The 23,139-nt window shown below is 40.9% G+C and carries 13 protein-coding genes; all 13 read left to right on the top strand.

Annotated elements, in window-relative coordinates:
• The first annotated feature begins 5 nt into the window (after positions 1-5).
• The 13 genes from AB669_RS07635 to AB669_RS07575 all read left to right on the top strand — a co-directional run bounded on the left by AB669_RS07635 (position 6) and on the right by AB669_RS07575 (position 23,092).
• Positions 6-2,450, top strand: a complete 2,445-nt coding sequence (locus AB669_RS07635) for a glutaminase family protein (protein ID WP_047798704.1) — start codon at positions 6-8, stop codon at positions 2,448-2,450.
• Between the two features lie 117 nt (positions 2,451-2,567).
• The gene (locus tag AB669_RS07630; RefSeq protein WP_053058327.1) at positions 2,568-4,835 is read left to right on the top strand and encodes a GH92 family glycosyl hydrolase; all 2,268 of its coding nucleotides are present in this window, start codon (positions 2,568-2,570) and stop codon (positions 4,833-4,835) included.
• 70 nt (positions 4,836-4,905) lie between these two features.
• On the top strand, positions 4,906-5,781 hold the full coding sequence (locus AB669_RS07625; RefSeq protein WP_047798703.1) for an ROK family protein: 876 nt from the start codon (positions 4,906-4,908) through the stop codon (positions 5,779-5,781).
• Between the two features lie 470 nt (positions 5,782-6,251).
• Positions 6,252-6,812, top strand: coding sequence for a discoidin domain-containing protein (locus tag AB669_RS07620; protein ID WP_047798702.1), 561 nt, complete (start codon positions 6,252-6,254; stop codon positions 6,810-6,812).
• 125 nt (positions 6,813-6,937) lie between these two features.
• Entirely contained in the window at positions 6,938-10,138 is a 3,201-nt protein-coding gene (locus tag AB669_RS07615; protein ID WP_231582643.1) for a TonB-dependent receptor, read from the top strand.
• A gap of 10 nt (positions 10,139-10,148) precedes the next feature.
• Entirely contained in the window at positions 10,149-11,984 is a 1,836-nt protein-coding gene (locus AB669_RS07610) for a RagB/SusD family nutrient uptake outer membrane protein (RefSeq protein ID WP_047798701.1), read from the top strand.
• A 59-nt stretch (positions 11,985-12,043) separates the two neighbouring features.
• Positions 12,044-13,015, top strand: coding sequence for a hypothetical protein (locus tag AB669_RS07605; RefSeq protein ID WP_053058326.1), 972 nt, complete (start codon positions 12,044-12,046; stop codon positions 13,013-13,015).
• A gap of 71 nt (positions 13,016-13,086) precedes the next feature.
• Complete coding sequence (locus tag AB669_RS07600; protein ID WP_053058325.1) at positions 13,087-14,067, top strand: basic secretory protein-like protein; 981 nt, start codon at positions 13,087-13,089, stop codon at positions 14,065-14,067.
• A gap of 165 nt (positions 14,068-14,232) precedes the next feature.
• The gene (locus tag AB669_RS07595) at positions 14,233-14,901 is read left to right on the top strand and encodes a basic secretory protein-like protein (RefSeq protein WP_047798700.1); all 669 of its coding nucleotides are present in this window, start codon (positions 14,233-14,235) and stop codon (positions 14,899-14,901) included.
• 20 nt (positions 14,902-14,921) lie between these two features.
• A complete protein-coding gene (locus AB669_RS07590) occupies positions 14,922-17,210 on the top strand; it encodes a GH92 family glycosyl hydrolase (protein ID WP_047798699.1) in 2,289 nt (762 codons plus the stop codon).
• Between the two features lie 79 nt (positions 17,211-17,289).
• The gene (locus AB669_RS07585; protein WP_047798698.1) at positions 17,290-18,699 is read left to right on the top strand and encodes a DUF1080 domain-containing protein; all 1,410 of its coding nucleotides are present in this window, start codon (positions 17,290-17,292) and stop codon (positions 18,697-18,699) included.
• Between the two features lie 11 nt (positions 18,700-18,710).
• Positions 18,711-20,678 carry a c-type cytochrome gene (locus AB669_RS07580; RefSeq protein ID WP_047798697.1) on the top strand — a complete coding sequence of 656 codons (1,968 nt, stop codon included), beginning with the start codon at positions 18,711-18,713 and terminating at the stop codon, positions 20,676-20,678.
• A gap of 65 nt (positions 20,679-20,743) precedes the next feature.
• Complete coding sequence (locus tag AB669_RS07575) at positions 20,744-23,092, top strand: TonB-dependent receptor (protein WP_047798696.1); 2,349 nt, start codon at positions 20,744-20,746, stop codon at positions 23,090-23,092.
• The last annotated feature ends 47 nt before the right edge of the window (positions 23,093-23,139 follow it).

Genomic DNA, 23,139 nt, shown 5'->3' with positions numbered 1-23,139 from the left:
TAACGATGAGAAAACTTTCCCTACTGGCACTATGTGCGTTCTTTATTTGCACACTGAAAGCTCAGGACAAAGCACCGGCTTATCCCTTAATCACCCACGACAGCTATTTCAGTATATGGTCATTTGGTGATGGGCTCAATCAGTCGGTTACCAAACACTGGACAGGCAAAGAACAATCCCTGATAGGATTGATTAAAGTAGATGATAAGTATTACCGTTTCCTGGGTAATGAACCGAAGAACTATAAACAACTACTTCCGGCAACCGACGAATCCCGCTATCAGGCAAAGTACACTTTTAGTCAGCCGGATAAAGGATGGGAAAATATAAGCTACAATGATGCCTCCTGGAAAAGTGCGGAAGCACCCTTCGGAGACGATCAGCGAGCAAAAACAAAATGGAACACAGATGATCTTTATTTCAGGAGAAAATTTACTTTAACTAATCTATCTCCAGGGAAAAAAGTGCTGAAACTTAATCACGACGATCATGTAATGGTTTACGTCAATGATAAATTAATTTATAAAAAGAATGATTACGTTTCTGATTATATTTATATTCCTATCCCTGACGGTCTGCTCAAAATGGGCGAAAACTTACTGGCAATCCAGGTAAAAAATACTGCCAGCGCGAGGCACCTCGATGCCGGAATTGTAGAAGAAGAGGAAACAAAGCTTCCAATACAACTAGCCAAACAAACGAACGTTAATGTACAGGCTACTACTACAGCATTTACCTTTAAATGCGGTGGTGTCGACCTGCAGGTAAATTTTACTTCTCCACTTTTGCTGAACGATATTCAATTAACCGCACGACCGGTTAGTTATGTGAGTTATGCCGTAAAATCAAATGATGCTAAGGCTCACAATGTTGATGTTTATCTCAGCGCGTCATCAAATATTGCTGTCAACGCTCCCGCCCAGCCGGTATCTGCCTGGAGCAAAAAGTCGGGTGGCCTGGCCATACTCAAAGCCGGAACAGTAGAACAACCTGTCTTGAAAAAAAGGGGTGATGATGTTCGAATCGATTGGGGGTATCTGTATGTCGCAGTACCTGAAAAGTTTGGTGCAAAACAATTTTTATCCCCACAGGGAGCCAGCTTGAGCGCATTTGTAAAAGGTGATTATCCTGCACAAAAGCAAATACTAAATAGTAAAAATATAAATCTAGGCACTGTAATTCCTTTTGGTTTGATCAATGAGACTGCCGTAGAGAAATATGTGATGTTCGGCTATGATGATGTCAGGCCGGTTGAGTATTTCAAAACACAGCTATTACCGGTTTGGAACAAATCGGGTAAGCAGAATTTTGAAGATCAGCTGAAGCAGGCCAGTGCCGATTATGCATTGCTTAAAAATAAATGTGCTGCTTTTGATAACCAGTTATACACTGATGCAGTTAAATCAGGGGGTAAAGAATATGCCGACCTCTGCAAGCTGGCTTATCGCCAGAGCATAGCCGCACATAAAATTGTTTATGCACCAAATGGCGACATCCTTTTCTTGTCTAAAGAAAACTTCAGTAATGGTTCAATAAACACCGTTGATGTTACCTATCCGTCTGCTCCGCAATACCTCCTTTACAGCCCGGAATTGTTGAAAGGAATGTTAAACGGCATTTTCTATTATTCGGAAAGCGGGAAGTGGAAAAAGCCTTTCGCCGCTCATGATTTAGGTACATATCCCATCGCAAACGGGCAAACATATGGTGAAGATATGCCGGTTGAAGAAGCTGGAAATATGATCATCCTCACCGCTGCTATTACTAAAGCAGAAGGCAATACCGGCTACGCAGCCAAACACTGGGAAGTCATGTCAGTATGGGCCGATTATTTATTACGGGAAGGCTTCGATCCTGCAAACCAATTGTGTACAGATGATTTTGCCGGTCACCTGGCCAGAAATTCAAATCTTTCTGTTAAAGCCATTGTTGCCCTTGGCGGATATGCGCAGATGGCGCAGCAACTCGGTAAAACGGATGTAGCTACAAAATACAGGAATGCAGCACTTAAGATGGCACAAGATTGGATGAAGCTCGCTGATGATGGCGACCACTATGCGCTTACGTTCAATGATAAAAATACCTGGAGCCAGAAGTATAACCTGATCTGGGATAAGTTACTGAAGCTCGACCTTTTTCCGGTTGCCGTTTATAACAAGGAAATTGCTTTCTATCTAAAAAAACAAAAGGAGTTTGGCCTGCCATTGGATAGTCGCAGAACCTATACCAAGTCCGACTGGATCATGTGGACCGCAACGTTAACCGATAACAAAGTCGATTTCGAAAAGTTTATCCATCCGGTTTACCGTTACGCTACAGAAACGGAAAGTAAAGTGCCATTGAGCGACTGGCATGAAACAACAGACGGAAGAATGAGTGGCTTTCAGGCAAGGAGTGTTGTTGGCGGCTATTTCATCAAAATGCTTGCCGATAAATGGGGTATTCAATAAAATATAAATCAGCCTTGCTTGCTTTTTCTACCTATGCAGGCAAGCGCTGATTTTAACAAACATTCGATATGGTGTAGGGTTAGCACATCATTGAACCAATAAACACAAACAAACTAAATGAAACCTAAATTAATTTTGTCCATCCTGCTTTGCCTGGCTGCCAAAGGCTCGTTCGCGCAGCAGAAAGACTGGGTAAGCTATGTAAATACTTTACAAGGCACCAATTCCAAGCATGAACTCACGCGGGGAAATACTTATCCTACAACAGCCTTGCCATTCGGCATGCACACCTGGACACCACAAACCGGTAGAAATGGCGATGGCTGGAAATACCAGTATTTTAAAGACAAAATCCGCGGCTTCCAGCAGGCGCATCAATGTAGTTCGTGGACCCGGGATTATGCAGTTTTCTCATTAATGCCGGTAATTGATGATCTGGTAGTAGATGAAAATAAACGTGAAACCAGATTCAGTCATAACGATGAAATTGCAAAGCCCAATTACTACAAGGTTACTTTCGAAAACGAAATTACAACCGAAATCTCACCATCAGAAAGAGGTGCACATTTACGCTTCTCTTATCCTAAAGGAAGAAGAAGCTTTCTGGTACTCGATGGCTATACCCGTTTAAGTGGGGTAAAAATCTTTCCAAAGGAAAATAAGATTACAGGCTGGGTAAATAATGGCGAAGGCTTTAGAAATGGCTGGAGAAGTTATTTTGTTGTTCAGTTTGATCAACCCATAAAATCTTTCGGAACCTGGGAAAATAAAAAAAACACAGTTCTTATAGACTCAGTTTCTGCTGAAGGCCTCGGAAAGGGAGCATTTGTTCAGTTTGCCGATGGAGTAAAAGTTCAGGCTAAAACAGCATCATCTTACATCAGCCTTCAACAGGCTGAACTCAATTTAATACGAGAGCTAGGCGCTGATAAAACATTGGAACAAACGAAAGCAAATGCTGCTGCTGTATGGAATAAATCTTTAGGAAAAGTTGAAGTTGAAGGCGGAACTAAAGCGGACATGGAGACATTTTATTCCTGCTTTTTTCGTGCCAGCTTGTTTTCGAGAAAGTTTTATGAATTAAATGAATCCGGACAACCTTATTACTTTAGTCCTTACGATGGGAAAGTGCATGAAGGCTACATGTTTACTGATACTGGTTTTTGGGATACATTCCGTGCTCAGTTTCCTTTAAACACTTTAATACAGCCAGAAATGCACGGACGTTACATGCAGGCCTTGCTTGCTGCTCAGGAACAATGTGGTTGGCTTCCATCATGGTCTTTCCCGAGCGAAGCAGGAAGTATGATTGGAAACCATGCCATTTCACTACTAGCTGATGCCTGGGCAAAGGGCATCAGAACTTTCAATCCGCAAAAAGCACTTGACGCTTATTACCATGAGGCCATGAACAAAGGCCCGTGGGGTCCTGCTAATGGAAGAGACGGGGTAAAAGAGTACAACCAGCTCGGATATGTTCCATATCCAAAATATCGCGAAGCAACCGCCAAAACGCTCGAATATGCTTACGACGATTACTGCGCCTACCATCTGGCGCAAATGACCGGAAATAAACATTACATGGAAGTTTTCGAAAAGCCGATGTATAACTACAAAAATGTGTATGACGCTGGTACCCGTTTTATGAGGGGAAAAGACGCTCTGGGCAACTGGACACCAAAATTCGACCCCACAGAATGGGGCGGCCCTTTTACTGAAGGCAATGCATGGCATTGGCAATGGTCGGTATTCCACGATACAAAAGGTTTAATTAACCTAATGGGAGGTGAAAAAAACTTCAATGCTAAATTAGACTCGGTATTTAGCGAGCCAAATAAAGTCAATGTAGGTTCCTATGGAGGCATGATACACGAAATGACTGAAATGGTAATGGCCAATATGGGGCAGTACGCACATGGAAACCAACCTATTCAGCACATGGTTTATTTGTATAACTATGCCAAAGAGCCATGGAAATCGCAGTTTCATGCACGGGAGGTGATGAAAAAATTATATGATGCCTCCGAGAACGGTTACCCCGGCGATGAAGATCAGGGCCAAACTTCTTCCTGGTATGTATTAAGTGCATTAGGTTTCTATAGTGTAACACCTGGAACCGGTGAGTATGTCTTTGGAAGTCCCGTTTTCCGGAAAACGACAATAAACCTTGAAAATGGAAAAAAATTCGTAATTGAAGCCCCTGCTAATGATGCTTCCCATGTTTATATTAAGTCTGCCACACTAAATGGAAAGCCGTACAGTAAAAACTTTCTCAACCATACAGATTTGCTAAATGGTGGTGTATTAAAACTACAAATGGATGTTAAACCTTCGTTAAAAAGAGGGATATTGGACGAAGATAAACCGTTTTCTCTCAGTTTATAAAAACGTTTTACTACTTTTGGCCAATTTTGTTGAAAAACACGAGAATTAATTTAAGAAATAAAGATATACAATGGTAAAACCTGTTGCATTAGGTGTAGATATTGGCGGTTCACACATTACAGCCGCATTGGTGGATTTAGAAACACGTACATTAGTTAACGATTCCATTAAACGTAGCCCTGTGAATTCACAGGAGAAAAAAGAAGTCATTTTATCTGCATGGTGCGATATCATCGAAAAGGCCTTCAAAAACATTACAAATGGTTCCAGGTATGTCGGTATAGCCATGCCAGGCCCTTTTAATTATGAGGAAGGCATTTCCTTAATTAAGGATCAGGATAAATTTAAATCCCTTTACAGTGTAAATGTCAAACAGGAACTGGCCTTAAGACTGGATATTCCTGCCGATCATATTCATTTTATAAATGACGCCGCAGGATTCCTGCAAGGCGAAGTGTATGCAGGAGCCGCCAAAGGTAATGCCAACGTCTTAGGGTTAACCCTGGGTACTGGTTTAGGATCTTCATTATGCATCGATAGTAAAGCCATTGATGCCGACTTGTGGTGCTCTCCTTTTTTGGATGGCATCGCAGAGGATTACCTGTCCACCCGATGGTTCGTAAAGCGATATAAGCAGCTTACGGGCAACGAAGTCGATGGTGTAAAAGAACTGGTTGCTATAGTAGAAAGCGATCATGCTGCAACACGCGTATTTATGGAGTTTGGCTACAACCTTGCGCAATTCTTAATTCCGGTGATCAATAAACATAAAATTGATACCGTAATTATAGGCGGAAACATTGCACAATCTTTTAGTGCCTTTGCTCCGGAATTAACTGCAACACTAAAAGGAAATCAAATAGATGCAGACATCAAAATCTCCGAACTCAAAGAAAATGCTGCTTTAATCGGCGCGGCAAGCTGCTGCGATGAAAATGCCGGGTAAAATTTCCCTTAAAACATTAAATACGGCGATGTAGAAGCAACATCGCCTTTTTTTTTCAAAAATAATCGTGATTTTGGAGATAATCTGGTCTATAAATGCTTGGAATTCATAGCTTTCTTGGTATTTAATCTGGTGTTTTTCCTATAAATAGTGCAAATCTATTGGTAATGCATATTTTTTTTTGATAGTTTAAATAAAATTGTGAATTTATTCCTATTATTGTGTTATAAAACGTTTTAGCAAGCCCTAAGGGGAATGAGAGTAATGGTATAAGTTCTGAGCATGCAGGACTTTTTTAAAGCATCGTTTGATAAAACGTTTTAGTTTTAATCTAAAGGGCAAATAATAAATAATATGGAGGGAATTATATGACATAAAGCTACTAAGAAACTGTCCACGTGTCTAGCGATTAGCTCATGGGCCAACAAACATTCCACAATCAACAACCAACAACTATTTAACTAATTATTATGAATTGTTTCAAAATTACCAGAAGGGTAGCCGTACTCTTCTGTGTGCTTGCATTGCTATCGGGGTGCACGAAGGAAGAATATCCGGCAGTAGATTTATTTACATGGAAAGCAAAAGTTGATGTCACTTCTAAAGCAACACTTTCTGTAAATATTGAAAGTTCCGGTGGTTCATCAGGAGCAGAAGGGTCTGCAAAAGTTGTCGACAATGATCTTACAACAAAATTTTTAATCAATCCTTACGCGAATAACTTTTATATGCAGTTGAGTTTTGCTACTCCTCAACAGGTTGCCTCCTATACACTGACTTCCGGTAACGATGCTCCAGGTAGAGATCCTAAGGATTGGAAGTTCAGCGGATCTTTGGATGGGACCACTTGGGTGGACCTCGATACGCGTACCGGAGAAACCTTTTCCGGAAGGAACATGGTTAAAACCTACAGTTTTAAAAATAAAATTGCTTACAAATTTTACCGCATTAGCATCACAGCAATCGGAAGTGGTTCGCTGTTTCAGTTGTCTGAATGGCGTTTGATCGAAGTTCCGGAAGAGCAACAATAATCCGTATAAATAGCCAAATATATAGTACAATTTTTTATACCGTCGGTAGTCGCCGATAGGTACTGGAAATCTATTGTAACTAAAAGCAGGCTTAGTAACAGTTACTATCAACAAACAAACTTATCATGATAAAAAGAATTACAAATTTAACGGAGGGCAGGCTCAGGTTTAAAGATTGTGCATTTAAGGCTATCGCTCTCTCATTAGTCTTGAATGGCAGTTTATACTCGTCCGCTCATGCAACTGCTGTTAACATAACCAGTTCAGAGTTCATCAACCAAACAAAAGCTGACATTGTGGTACGCGGTATCGTAAAAGATGAAACAGGTGCACCACTTCCCGGAGCAGGTATCAAGGTAAAAGGCTCATCTACAACTGCCGCTGCAGATGTAAATGGAGCATTTACCATAACGGTTCCGGATCAAAACGCAATATTGATTATTTCTTATGTGGGTTATGATTCACAAGAAATTACAATTGGAACTAAAACAACGATTGAAGTTAAACTCAAAGAAACTGCAGGGTCTAACTTAGAAGAGGTTGCTATTGTAGGTTTCGGAGTTCAGAAAAAAGAAAGTTTGGTTGGTGCACAGTCATCTGTGAAAGCGGATGAATTAAAACAGCCAGTTTCGAGTATGAGTCAACTCCTGGCAGGCCGTATCCCAGGTGTGATTAATGTAAGTAGAAATGGTGAGCCCGGTGCTACAGGCTCAGATATTTTTATTCGTGGCATTTCTTCCCTAACATCGGGCGACAGGGGACCTTTAGTAATTATTGATGGTGTGCCAAACCGAAGTCTGAACGACATTAGCGTTTATGATGTAGAAAATTTTACGGTATTGAAAGATGCCGCAGCCACAGCAGTCTATGGTATCCGTGGTGCAAATGGTGTAATACTTATTAATACCAAACAGGGAAAGACTGGTTCGCCAAGAATCAATGTGGAGTATTGGGAAGGTGTAAGTAGCTTCACTAATCGACCACAATTGATCGATGGTGTTGATTATATGAATCTTGCTAATGAGGCCAAGTATTCAGATTATCTAAGGGGCGGAGCTGCAGGTGCATTTGCGCCGGCATATTCTATTGATGCTGTACAAAAAACGGCCGCAGGAACAGACCCCATCTTATACCCTAATGTAAACTGGTTCGACGCTATATATAAAGATTTTGGGAGAAACAGGTCGGCTATTACAAATCTTTCCGGTGGGGTAACCAACGCAAAGTATTACGTCTCAATCGGATATTATGGTGAAGACGGTTTGTTTAAAACGGATGAGGCTGTAAATTCAGCGGTCAAACAAAATTTTAGCCGATACAATATCAACACCAATTTAAATCTTGATATTACCGGGACAACCAAACTGGACTTGGGTATTAAAGGTATTTTAGCACAAACCAACTACCCTAGTAATTTAGGAGCACAGGATATTTTTAGTCAGGCATTTTTAATTAATCCGACTTCATTTCCGGTTCTTTATCCCAACGGCAGTTTACCAGGGATAAGTGCACAGGCCGATCAACGTAACCCATATGGAGATATCACGAGAAATGGGTATAGAATTGGTTACAGTACTCAATTGTATTCAAACTTACGTTTAACACAAGACTTGAAAGAAGTTACGCCAGGTTTATCGGTTACTTCCATGTACTCTTTTGACATCAACAATAACAGTGCAATTTTCAGAACCAAGAGAGAAAGTTTATATAGAATTGATCCCCTTAACCCTTACAATGTGGCCGGCAACCCTGCCTCAGGTTATAAATATGGCTTGGTGCTACAAGGTCAAGACTTTTTAAACTTCGGAAGTGCAAATGGCGGTGACAAGAAAATGTATTTTGAGGCAGCAATAAATTATAATCGCACTTTTGGTAAGCATGCGGTAAGTGGATTATTACTTTATAACCAAAACGACAACTCTACATCGTTTGCTCCAAATTTAACGCAATCTTTGCCTTATAGATTACAGGGTATCGCCAGTCGTGCAACCTATGCATATGACAATAAATATTTCTTCGAATTTAACATGGGTTATAATGGTTCAGAAAACTTTGCACCTGATAAACGGTATGGTTTCTTCCCTGCTATTGGTATAGGTTATTTATTATCGAGCGAGAAGTTCTTTGAACCGTTAAAGGATGCTATTCAAATGGTTAAATTCAGGTATTCTGATGGTATTGTTGGCAGCGGCGGTAGTGGTGGTAATGGTTATGTCCAAACAGAGGGTGAACGTTTTTATTATTTAACAAAAGTAGGCAGCGCCAGTGGTTACACATACGGTTTAAATGGTAATGCCGGCGTTGGTGGTTTAGGTGTAACAGCCTATGGAGTAGATGTTACCTGGGCGGAAACACGCAAACAGGATTTGGGCTTTGAGATGAAAACCCTAAATAATAATCTCTCATTAATTGTTGATTTTTTTAAAGAAAGAAGAAAAAATCAATTCATAACCCGAGGAACTGTACCGAACTATATCGGCTTAGCCAACACACCTATCGGAAACCTTGGTATTGTGGAAAATAAAGGTATCGATGGTACTATTCAATATGATGCACAGTTGAGCAAGGATTGGTCGCTGAATTTAAGAGCTAACTTTACCTATAACAAAGACAAGGTTATTGAAAATGATGAAGCACCAAAAGCCTATCCTTGGTTGGAGCGTAGAGGGCTTAATATTTTATCTCGTTTTGGATATGTAGCTGAAAAATTATTTGATACCCAGGCAGAAATTAATGCAAGCCCAACACAATTTGGGACGTTAATGCCCGGAGATATTAAATACAAGGATTTAAATGGTGATGGTAAAATCGATTCGTTTGACCAAACGGTGATTGGTAGAGGAGATATTCCAAGCACAACATATGGTTTCGGGTTTTCATTGACCTATAAAAACTTCGATTTTGGCATGTTCTTCCAGGGACAGGATAATGCAGATATCAATATAAATATTCCGTCTTTTGCTAATTCCGGCGGTTTAGGAAATATGTTAGCGGTAGCTGCTAACCGCTGGACGGTTGCAAATCCACGTCAGGATGCTGTTTATCCTCGATTATCATATGGTGGTACCAACAACAATAATTATCAAACCAGTACTTGGTGGACACGCGACGTCAGCTTTTTAAGGTTGAAAAATGCCGATTTAGGTTACACGTTAAAAGAAGGTATCAAAAAACTAGGCATTAAACGATTGAGAATTTATGGAACTGGTTATAACGTATTTACCATCAGTAAATTTAAGCTTTGGGATCCGGAATTGCTAACTACCAATGGTACCAGATACCCATTAACCTCTAACTATTCTTTAGGTCTTACAGCTAATTTCTAAAATTAAAAGCATGAAAAAATTATTGATATATACAGCTGGCGTATTGCTATTAATGGGCAATAACGGTTGTAAAAAATTCTTGAATCAGGTACCTGACGACAGACTAACTTTTGATCAGATGTACGAGAGGAAGTCAACAGTTGATCAGGCGTTAGCAAATATTTACTCAACCCTGCCAGACCAAAACTATGATCGCTCTGCTTCAGGGCTTGGTAATATTGGTCCATGGACAGCTGCTTCCGATGAAGCTGATTATACGCTACCCAACTTCACAGAAAGTGTAAATACAGGAGCATGGGATGCTACTACCGGACAGGTAAACTACCATTGGCAAAATTATTACAGGGGTATTCAGGCAGCGAGTTCATTTATGGCTAATGTGACAAGATGTACAGATTGTAATATTGGTGGTATAGACATCATAAACCGGTATTATAATGAAGCTAAAGCACTAAGAGCTATTTATTATTACTATCTAATCAGGCAATATGGTCCGGTGGTTTTATTAGGTAATGATCCAATCGCATCTGATGCTCCACTTGAAGCAATAAGTAAACCTCGTAGCTCAATGGATGAGTGTGTCGATTATATCGTTTCAGAATTAGATGCGGTGATTGCAAAGCTTCCAGCTACACCGCAGGCTAGTGAAGACTATGGTCACATCAATGCCTCCGTTGCAGAAGCCTATAAAATTAAGACCTTATTAACTGCTGCGCGTCCATTATTCAATGGAAATACAGACTATGCGGCCCTTAAAAATAGCGATGGCAAGCAGCTTATCAACCAGACTTACAGTGTAGCAAAATGGACCAGATTAGCTACCGCGGCCAAAGCATTTTTAAATAACCCAAATTATGCCAACTACGCCCTGTACACCGTATCTTCAGTTCCAACCAGTAACCCTGTTACACCAAATACACCATTTAACAGGGCCTTTATTGCTACGAGGGATGTGTTTTTAAATGGATGGAATTCTGAAATTATTTTCGGGAGGGGTGGTGATGTTACCTTTTATCAATATTCCTTGGCTCCCAATCACAATGGTGCCACAGGTGGGGATAAAGGGGGCTCATTTTTATCGCCTTCTCAACAACTGGTAGATGCTTACTTCACTGCTAATGGCTTACCTATAGAAAATGACCCGACCTATTCAGCCTCTGGAACATCAAATTATCAGGCGCCTGACCCAAATGATCAGGGTACTCCAAGGTCCATCAGCAACATGTATGTAAACAGAGAACCTCGGTTTTATGCGAATATTACTTACTCAGGCCGTAAATGGATCAACACTTCATCAAATATCGTCACTAGTTTCGAATTTAACGGAAACGCAGGTAAATCTGCCATTTCAAACACCGATTATTCTAAAACAGGATACACGTCCAGAAAGCATCTGACTGTTGCAGGATGGTCAGCTGGCCGGTCTATTTTTACTATGATCAGATTAGCAGAAATTTATTTAGATTATATCGAAGCACTTCAGGAATCTAATCCATCAGACCCGGATATTTTAATATACTTAAATCGCATCAGAAGTAGAGCAGGCATCCCGGTTTATGGAAGCGGAGGTATTGCAGTGCCATCCAACATGAGAGATGCAATCCGTCGCGAACGCCGTGTTGAGTTAGCTTTCGAATTAGATCGTTATTTTTACACAAGAGAGTGGAAAATTGCAGAAACTACGGATACTCAAATTCGTGGTTTAAATATCACTCAAAATGCACCAGGTTTTTATACTCCGGTAGTAATCGAAAATAGGGTTTTTCAAAAGAAACACTATTTGTGGCCTATTCCAAACGGAGAAATCCAAAAAGTGCCTGTAATTGTTCAAAATACAGGCTGGTAAAATTGTTTGGCACCGGGTTGAAGCCCGGTGCTTTTTTTTAAAACCAAGTTATTTAAACCATGAAAAACATACTCTCTTTATCTGTCATTTCATTATTCACTTTGCTAGCTTGTAATGGGAAGAAATCGCCAGTTGAAACGGTTAGCCCTGCACCACCCTTAGTGGAGGCTGTAGACCCCCCTAATGCGCCATCAAAAACCTGGAAGGAACATTGGTTCGAACACGTACAGTTGCTTAATCGTATTTCCTACGATACAAGTGTAGTAGTTTATTACGATGGCGATGTAAAGCCAACCGTCGTATGGCCTAAAACATACATGGCCGAAGCCTGGAATTATACGAAAAGAACGTACGGTAAATTTGGTGATGATAGCCGGTTGTTTGTCATTTATCATGCTGGTAAATACAGTGGTGGTCACCCCGGCACGTATCTTGATGCCGGCCATGATTACAGAAATGTAACAGACTGCGGAGCAAGCAGCCTTGATGCATGGACCACGGGTATTGATAATGATATTGATTTGTCAACCCATGAAATTGGTCATATTGTTGAAGGCGCTTCCAAAGGAGTTAAAGAATCTCCCGCATTTGATATCTGGCATGATAGTAAATGGATGGAAATTTATCAGTATGATGTCTATTTGGGACTCAACAGAACTGCCGATGCTCAACGCTGGTCAGCAAAAATGATGACCACAACAGATACCTATCCAAAAGCAGGTACACAATGGTTTAAGAACTGGTTTCTTCCTATTTATGAAAATTATGGTAAAGCGAAAGTTTTAAATGGATTCTTTACTTTATTATCCCAGCATTTTCCAAAACAGTCAATTTCAGTACAAGGCAAAACTTACCAGCAATACACCAGAAAAATGAACTTCGGAGAATTTATACACTTTTGGAGTGGTGCCGCAAAGGCTGATCTTTCCACTCTTGCCCTAACAGCATTTGGTCCGAAAGACGAAAAAGGAGCGGATTGGGCACCAATGCTGACAAAAGCAAAAACCGACTTCCCAGCAATTACTTATTAACGATATCCTTAATATACTTTACCAAATGGTTTTGCGTTCGGCAAAATCATTTTTATTTTGTACACAAAACCATGAACAGAAATTTTTTAATCGTCATTATAGCACTACTTTTTGCATTTAACACTTACGGACAAAATGAAAAACGGAAAGGCTATCAGGTTTCATTCAATGATCCTTCCAACCAGTTAAATCAGGAAACAAAAAACAAAATCACCGCAGCTTTCTACAATACGTACCCCTTTTTCGCATCCGCGGATGGTTACCGAACGAAACGTGAAGCAATAGTAACGCTCGATGGAAATGAAAACACAACAATCAAAGCCAAAGCTGGAGAAATAAAAATTAACAATTCCTGGCTACAAGGAAAGTCACAGCGCAAAATAGAAAAAGAGCTCCGCACCGCATTTACTAAAAACTGGTCCTTCTATAGTCAGGATAAGAAAAAAGGATACTCACTAACCTTCATCAGTAAAGACCCAAACCTGGATCCAAAGGTTCGCCAGAATTTGATTGATACCTATTTTGAAATATATCCTACGTTAGTGAAAACGTTTAATAATAAGTCTACACATAATGTTCTATTTGTGGTAGATACGGCCTATAAAGCAGTAGCCGAAGCCAGTGGAAACAGAATATTATTCAGCGCCGGCTATATGAAAGCACATCCAACGGATATCGATGTAGTCACGCACGAAACGATGCATATCGTTCAGGGATATGGTTACAGTGCTGGTCCGGTATGGCTAACAGAAGGTATTGCCGATTATGTTCGGTATAAATACGGGGTTGATAATGTAGGTTCGAAATGGAGCTTGCCCGCATTCAACGAAAAACAAAGCTATAAAAACAGCTATAGAATCACTGCAAGGTTTTTTGCCTGGTTAGAACAAAATGTAAAGGAGGGTTTAATCGCCCAGCTCGATTCCCAACTCCGTGCACATAAATACACCGAGGAGTCATGGGTTGAACTGACAGGAAAAAATATCGATCAGCTTTGGGGTGATTACAGCAAAAATCCAGATCAGTTAGCCCTTAAATATAGCAGTAAATAGTGTTTGAGAAATAGAGGTGGTCGCCTTAAGCGTCTGGAAATATGATGCCAGAAATAAAAAATAAATATTTATCGTAAAATTTTGATGATTTACTAAAACGTTTTACATATTATTTTTATTTTGCACTGCTAATCATGCTAACCAAAATCACCTATTAATAATCAAATGAATAAAAAATCTATTTTTCTTGTCTTTGCAGTAATCTGTTTAATCTTCAACAGTAAGCTTTCGGCGCAGGAAGTGATCAAAAAGAACGGATATACACTATCGTTCGAAAGCAACTTTCCGGCACTTGACCCTGCATTAAAAAAACGGCTTATCAAGACATTCTTCGAAGTATACCCGAAACTGGCGAAGGAATACAATCCGTCTACCCTAAAGAACGTAAAGTTTTTTGTCGATACAACTTACGATGGTGTCGCCGCAACCGCAGATGGTAAAGTAACCTATAGCTCGATATGGATGGTTAAACATCCTGAAGATATCGATGTAGTTACCCACGAAGTCATGCATATCGTTCAGGATTACGGAAGGAGTGTAGGTCCAGGATGGTTAACGGAAGGAATAGCCGATTATGCCCGTTATAAATTTGGTGTTGATAATGCAGGAGCAAAATGGATATTGCCAGCTCTAAAGCCCGAACACTCCTATAAAAACAGCTACAGAATTACGGCCAGGTTTTTTGCATGGTTAGAAAAATCTAAACCAGGTACTATCAAAACTGTAGATGCTTCATTGAGAGATCACACCTATACACCTGCAATCTGGACAAGGCTAACAGGTAAAGATTTGGATGCACTTTGGAGTGATTACGTTAAGAATCCTGAAATTTAGAAATCATAATAAACACACAAATGAAAAAACTATTTATCGCCCTACTGAGTGTTGCAGCCTCAACCAGCTTTGCACAAACAGTAGGCAAAATCACCGATCCGGTCGACTGGATAAACCCCCTGATGGGAACGCAATCCAAGCCAGATCTTTCAAATGGAAATACTTACCCGGCAATTGGTTTGCCATGGGGAATGAACATGTGGTCGCCACAAACAGGAAAAAACGGTGATGGATGGGCATATGTTTATGATGCCGACAAAATCCGTGGTTTTAAGCAAACGCACCAGCCATCCCCATGGATGAATGACTATGGCGCTTTTTCAATCATGCCCGTTACAGGTAAACTGAGATATAAGGACGAAAACCGCGCAAGCTGGTTTAGCCATAAAGCAGAAGTTTCCAAGCCATATTACTATAGTGTATACCTGGCAGACGCTGATGTGACTACTGAAATCACGCCTACAGAACGTGCAGCTCAGTTTAGGTTTACCTTTCCAAAAACAGATAGCTCTTTTGTAGTTGTAGATGCTCAGAACAGAGGCTCATATATTAAAATAATCCCTGCGGAGAGGAAGATCATCGGATATACTTCAAAATATGCCCGCGGACCACTCCCTAAAAATTTCAAGAATTATTTTGTTATCTATTTCAACAAAGATTTCAAGCTGGCTAAAACCTGGGACGATAAAAAACTTAACGATAATGAACTGGAACTTACTGCTGACCATACCGGTGCTGTAATTGGTTTTGCCACACAAAAGGGCGAACAGGTAGTGGCTAAAGTAGCTTCTTCATTCATCAGTTTCGAACAGGCCGACCTTAACTTAAAAAGAGAGTTAGCCAACGATGGCTTCGATGCAACAAAAGCAAAAGGCAGAGCGGTTTGGAACAAAACCCTGAGCAAAATTGCAGTTGAAGGCGGATCTATTGATCAAACCCGCACTTTCTATTCTTGCTTGTACCGCACGCTGTTTTTCCCTAATAAACTGTATGAGTTGGATGCGCAAAATCAGGTCGTTCACTACAGCCCATATAACGGACAGGTTTTACCAGGTTACATGTTTGCAGGAACAGGATTCTGGGATACTTTCAGAGCGCTTTATCCTTTCCTGAACTTAGTTTATCCTTCTATAAACAAAGAAATGCAGCAAGGCTTAATCAATGACTATAAAGAAGGCGGTTGGTTACCAGAGTGGAGCAGCCCGGGTTATGCTAATATTATGGTGGGTAACAATTCCGCTTCGGTAGTATCTGATGCCTACATTAAAGGAATGCGTGGTTACGATATCCAGACTTTATGGGAAGCTTTGAAACATGGAGCCAACAACGAAGGTCCGATGGAAGCAGTTGGCCGTGATGGGGTTAAATACTATAATGAACTGGGTTATGTTCCGTTTGATGTAAAGAAAAACGAAAATGCTGCCAAAACTTTAGAATATTCATATGATGATTTTACCATTTACCAGTTAGGCAGGGCCTTAGGTAAACCAGCGTCAGAAATCGATATCTACAAGAAAAGAGCCATGAATTATAAAAATCTTTTCGATCCGGCATCTGGTTTAATGCGTGGTAAAAATCAGGATGGTACCTTTCAAAGTCCGTTCAGTCCATTTAAATGGGGTGGAGCGTTTACTGAAGGTAACAGCTGGCACTACACCTGGTCAGTATTTCAGGATGTAGATGGTTTAGCAAAATTAATGGGGGGCCATGATAAGTTTGTAACCAAACTGGATTCAGTATTCTCTATGCCTCCGGTATTTGATGAAAGTGCTTATGGTGGCGTAATTCATGAAATTCGTGAAATGCAAATTGCCAATATGGGTCAGTATGCCCATGGAAATCAGCCTATTCAACACATGATTTATTTATATAACTATGGTGGCGCACCTTATAAAACTCAGTATTGGGTAAGGGAAACCATGAACAGGATGTATAAGGCAACACCTGATGGCTATTGTGGTGATGAAGATAATGGACAAACCTCAGCATGGTATGTATTTTCAGCAATGGGATTCTACCCGGTTACACCGGCAGTAGATCAATACGTACTGGGTGCGCCATTATTTAAAAAGGTAACCATTACTCTGGAAAACGGTAAAACTGTTGCCATCAATGCTCCTGCTAATAGCGATAACAACCGTTACGTGCAGTCATTGTCAATGAATGGGAAACCGTATTCTAAAAACTGGATCAGCCATAGCGGTTTACAAAAAGGTGCGGTATTAAACTTTAACATGAGTGCAATGCCAAACAAAACCAGAGGTTCAAACCCTGTTGATTTCCCTTACTCGTTATCAACTGAAAAATAATAACTATTTACCGGTTGGGCAAAAAATGCTCAACCGGTAATAAAAATACAGGCTTAACCGGCCAAACAAAAAACCAAATATGAAACCTAACGCTTTAAAGGCGGGTTTTGCGGCCATACTCTGGCTAAGCGGAGCCTTGCTGGCCCACGGCCAACAAATTAATCTAACTGATCTTTCTGCTTTTAAAAACCCTGCAAATTCGTGGTCGCTGGCTGCGAATGTCATGGCAGATCTCAACGTAGAAAATGTTTTAAAAACAGCTAAAGGAACCGGTATTCTAGTCAATCAATCCACTGCTAAAAAAGCAGGTTCCGACTTATATACCCTTTCTGAGTATGGAGATGTTTCAGTTGAACTAGACTATCTTACGGCAAAAGGAACCAACTCCGGTATCTACTTACAGGGGAACTATGAAATACAAATTGACGATGCATGGGGGTTAAGAAGCGCAAGCTCATCCAATAATGGAGGTATTTATCAGCGTTGGGACGATTCAAAACCCGAAAATGAAAAAGGCTTTGGAGGTATTGCTCCCCGACAAAATGTAAGTAAAGCTCCGGGATTATGGCAACACATCAAAATTGTTTTTCAGGCACCAAAATTCGATGCATCAGGAAACAAAACAGACAATGCCCGTATGGTAAGTATCGTGCTAAATGGCGTTACTATCCATGAAAATGTAGAACTATTCGGACCTACAAGGGGTGCGGCAAGTGCCGAAAAAGCGAAAGGCCCCTTACGTTTACAGGGCGACCATGGATCGGTAGCGTTCAGGAACATCAGCATTACCCCACTTACAGAAGTTCCCAAGCCCGGCCAAAATGGTGGGGCAGATCCAATCTACATCGATGCAAACAGCAATAATATGATCAGGAGTTTCGTTGATGTAGCCCCCGGCGTTCGTTCTGTACATGCCATATCAGTTGGCGGACCTGAGAAAATCGGTTTCAGCTATGATTTAGACAACGGAACGCTATTGCAAGGCTGGCATGGAGATTTTATTGATGCGACCCCAATGTGGGATGGTCGCGGTAACGGTACTTCACGCCCGTTAGGTAGTGTAACTCTTTTTACAGCAAAACCGGTATTGGCAATCGGAAAATTGATAACCGGCCAGAATAAATGGCTAACTGATACAGCAGGAACAGATTTTAAAACAAAGGGGTACATTGTGGATAAACAGGATCGCCCCGAATTCAAATATCAGATTTATGGTGCGAAAGTGACAGACGCCATTAAGGTAATGGAAAGCGGACAGGGATTAACCAGAACAATTACCTTAGACAAACCTTCAAAAGATCTTTATTTTTTACTGGCAAGTGCTCCAAATCTGGAAGAAGTTTCCAAAGGGTTATATCTGATACGTGATAAATCCTACTATGTAAAACTTGCCGATGGAACGCCTAAACCTTTGGTGAGAGAGGTTGATGGGCAATGGCAGCTTTTGGTTGCCTTAGATGACACTTTAAACTATACCATTTTGTTTTAATTAAATTAACGATGAGAAACACATTAAAAAAATTAGCAATACTGGCGTTAGGTTTTAGCTTTTCTGCAGCTTTTGCACAGGAAACACCGAAAGAAGAAGACTTTTTCAGGATAAATAAAGTACGCGTGCCCGAAGGCCCGATATTAGAAGTGGGCGGACTGGTGACCATGCCAAATGGCGATCTGGCCGTCTCCACCAGAAGAGGTGAGGTTTTTATTGTTGAAAATCCTACAAGCGCCAGGCCCTACTGGCGCAGGTTTGCCTATGGCCTGCATGAAATTTTGGGTATCGTGTACAAAAACGGCGCACTATATGTTGCCCAACGTGGCGAGTTAACCAAACTAACCGACAAAGATCAGGATGGCAAAGCCGATGTTTATGAAACAGTTTACGCCTGGCCTTTGAGCGGTCACTATCACGAATATAGCTTCGGCCCCAAATTAATGCCCGACGGGACATTTATGGTTACCGGCAACGTAGCTTTTGGCGATGAAGAATGGTGGCGTGCAGAAAGTCGCGTACCCATGCGCGGTTGGGCAATGAACATTACCGAAGATGGTAAAATGATGCCTTATGCTGCGGGATTTCGTTCGCCTGCAGGAATTGGAACAATAGACGGACAGTTTTACTTCACCGAAAATCAGGGCGACTGGGTAGGCTCAGGGGGTTTATGGAAAGTGAATAAAGGCGATTTTATGGGCCATCCGGCAAGTTTAAGGTGGACGAACATGCCTAACTCTCCCGTCAAACTTCAATCAGATTTCTTTTATTCGAAAATGGACGAGAGAAGGATCAAAAATGATGAAGGCAGGTATATTAAACCAGAGAACAGGGTGAACGAAACTTTTAAAACGCTGTTCGATATGAAAAAAACCTTTCCGGAGTTAAAATTGCCATCAGTTTGGTTGCCTTATGGTATTCTCGGAATATCTTCCGCAGAACCGGTTAAAATTCCAGTCAATACCTTCGGCCCGTTTGAAGGCCAGATTTTAGTTGGTGATCAGGGAATGAGTATCATTTCGAGGATTTTCATGGAAACGGTCAAAGGCGAAGAACAAGGGGCAGCCTTCCTCTTCCGCAAGGGTTTCCGTTCAGGTGTACTGAGGTTGGCCTGGGGAACAGATGGTTCTTTATTTGTGGGTGAAACCAATCGTGGCTGGGGATCAGCAGGAGATGCAAATGAAGGTTTGGAAAGGTTAGTCTACAATAACAAAACACCTTTCGAAATGAAAGCCGTAAGGGCAATGCCTGATGGTTTTGAAATTGAATTTACCATGCCGGTCGACCGTAAATCAGCTGAAGACCTGGCATCATACAATGCAGAAAGCTTCATCTATAAATATCAGCCTGTTTATGGCTCACCTCCTGTAAATACAGAAAAATTAAAAATATCAGGGGTTAAGGTTTCTGCCGATGGTTTAAGAGCCAGGATTATTGTTCCCAATCTGCGTCAGTATTATATCCATACGCTAACGCTCGATGGAATCAGATCGCAGCAAGGATTTTATTCTTTGATTCATCCGGTAGCTTATTACACCCTGAATCAGATTCCGGATGGAAATAAACTATCATTAAGCGAAGTAAGCAGGAGAAATTCTGAAGTTGCGGCGGCAACACCAGTTAAAAAAACGGCTATACCAAAAGCAGGGGCTGGTAAAATGCCTGAATCAAAAGGAGCCCCAGCAGCAGCCAAACCCGCTGCTGCAATTCCCGCTAAAGTCCCTACATTTAAAGAAGTGGAAGGTTTGTTAACCAAAAATACCTGCCTGGCCTGCCACAACCAAACTAAACGACAGATCGGTCCGCCGTTTGTTGAGATCGCAAAACGTAAATATTCAGCCGAAAAAATTTTCCAGCTTATTCATAACCCACAGCCTCAAAACTGGCCTGGCTATTCAACCGAAATGCCACCAATGCCTCAGGTTACCAAAGCCGAAGCACTGAAAATTGCAGCCTGGATCAACTCACTGAATAAATAAGGCTACTAGGTAAAGCGGCTGGTGGCAGCACCAGCCGCTTTATTTACATAAATTATAATCTATAAATGAAGAAAGTTACACTGCTGATCAACTTTTTCCTGTTAGCCACTTTTGCTTTGCATGCACAGCAGAACAACATTTCAGGAACAGTTAAAGCAAATGAAAATACAGTAATTGCCGGTGCAACAGTACAGGTGTTAAATACCAATCTGGTAACCAAAACAGATGAGGAAGGATATTTCGAGATAAAAAATATGAGGCAGGGAAAAATAAGCCTTATGGTATCCGCCATGGGTTTTGCCACAGAAATTAAAGTGCTTGCAGGCGGTGATAAAATCCACATTACGTTAAAGAATAAAAACAATGCTTTGGATGATGTAACAGTTTCGGCACAGAAAAGGGATGAGCGTTTACTGGAGATACCAATAGCTATAACGGCTTTTTCAGCATCAAAAGTTAACGATTTCCGCATTCAAAATTTAAAGGACCTGGCAACAGTCGTTCCCAACCTATATAGCAGTAATCCTGGAGACGGCAGAAATGTAACCAGTATTCGCGGGATAGGTACCACATCTTATGATCCGGCAGTAGCCACATATATAGATGGCGTAAATCAATTCGGGTTGGATACTTACATCGCATCCTTATTCGATATAGAACGTATTGAAGTTTTACGTGGCCCGCAGGGAACACTGTATGGCAGAAATGCAATGGGAGGGGTAATTAATATCATTACGAAACAACCAGGAAATACCACCACAGGTTTCGCAGGCGTTGATATAGGTAATTTTGGTCAGCAACGCTATAGTGCTGGTATCCGAACAGCACTGGTTAAAAATAAACTGTTTTTTGGTGCTGCCGGCCTGTTCAACAAACAGGATGGTTTTTATTCCAATGAATTTAATAACAGTAGCTTTGATAAGCTTAATGGATATCTTGGCAATTATTATCTGAAGTTCTTAGCAACAGCTAACTTTGCACTAACGCTAAACGTGAAGCATAATGAAAACAGAAACAACGGAACCTTTCCTTTGGCTGGTTCAGTTGAGGAAGCTCTAATTAATCCTTTTAAACTGAATCAGAATTCGGTAGCCGAGATGGCCGACAACTTGTTCAATGCATCTTTATCCGGAAATTATTCAGGTAACGATTTCAACTTCACCTTTCAAACCGCCTACCAGTCAAATTATCGCTATTATAAACAACCTATCGACGGTGATTTTTCACCCCTGGATATGGTTTCCATTGTAAACAATTATGGGAACGACTGGAATAAAGTCCAGGTTTTTACTCAGGAAATTAAATTCAGTTCACCGGCAAACCGGTTATCTAAACTTAAATGGCTTGTAGGTTTATACAGCTTCTATCAGAAAAATCCGGTTAAGCAAGGTACTTATTTCGGTGCCAACGGCGATTTGTATGGCGCAGTACCCAATACAACAGCCGTAAATGTGAACAATGGAAAGGGTTTGGGATGGGCTGCTTTTGGTCAGATTTCTTACGCCATCGCTGATCGTCTGGAAGCAACCGCCGGATTGAGGTACGATTATGAACACAAGAAAGTCAGTGCAAGTGGTGAGTATCTTATTCCTGGCTACGAACCAATAATTACACAGGCTGATACTATCGGGAAAGCTAATTTTAATGCCCTGTCGCCAAAGATAAGTTTAGCCTATAAACTTGCTGATGAGAATAGTGTTTATGCATCTTATAGCCGTGGTTATAGGGCCGGAGGGATTACCCAGCTAGCTTCCGATCCTACAGCTAAGCCGCTCGATGCTTACAAGCCAGAGTATAGTAACAACTTTGAAATAGGTTCAAAAAACACCTTTTTAAACCAGCGTTTAAGTGTGAATTTCGCCGCGTTTTACGTGAATATTACAGATGCACAGGTTCCGGTTTTAATATTGCCAGATGCATTAACCAGCACACGAAATGCAGGCAAATTAAGCAGTAAAGGATTGGAATTTGAACTTGCTGCCATCCCGGTAAAAGGTTTGAGTGTCGACTATAATTTCGGATACACACACGCCAAATACAAAACTTCATCAACAGACAATGGATCGGAAACCATTGGATTAAATGGTAAAAGACAGATTTACACGCCTGAAACAACCTCGATGCTCGCGTTGCAGTACAGCCATAAGGTCGATCAAAGCTCAGGGCTAAATGCCCTTGCCCGGGGTGAATGGTTATTTACCGGAAATCAGTTTTTTGATTTAAGTAACCAGATTCAGCAAAAAGGCTTTAACGTTTATAATGCTAAAATTGGTTTAACTCAAAAAAGATTTGATTTATTTCTCTGGGGAAGAAACCTTGCCAACAAAACATATATCGACTATGCATATGATTTTGGGGCAGCTCACTTAGGGAATCCAAAGACCTATGGAGTAAGCTTGACAGGCAAATTCTAATCGACCTTAAAAAGAAATGGGGATTCCACTAGTGCAGAATCCCCATC

Origin of the sequence: Pedobacter sp. BMA (assembly GCF_001027745.1) — a bacterium.
Classification (GTDB): domain Bacteria; phylum Bacteroidota; class Bacteroidia; order Sphingobacteriales; family Sphingobacteriaceae; genus Pedobacter.
This window is presented reverse-complemented; position numbering and strand designations above follow the sequence as displayed.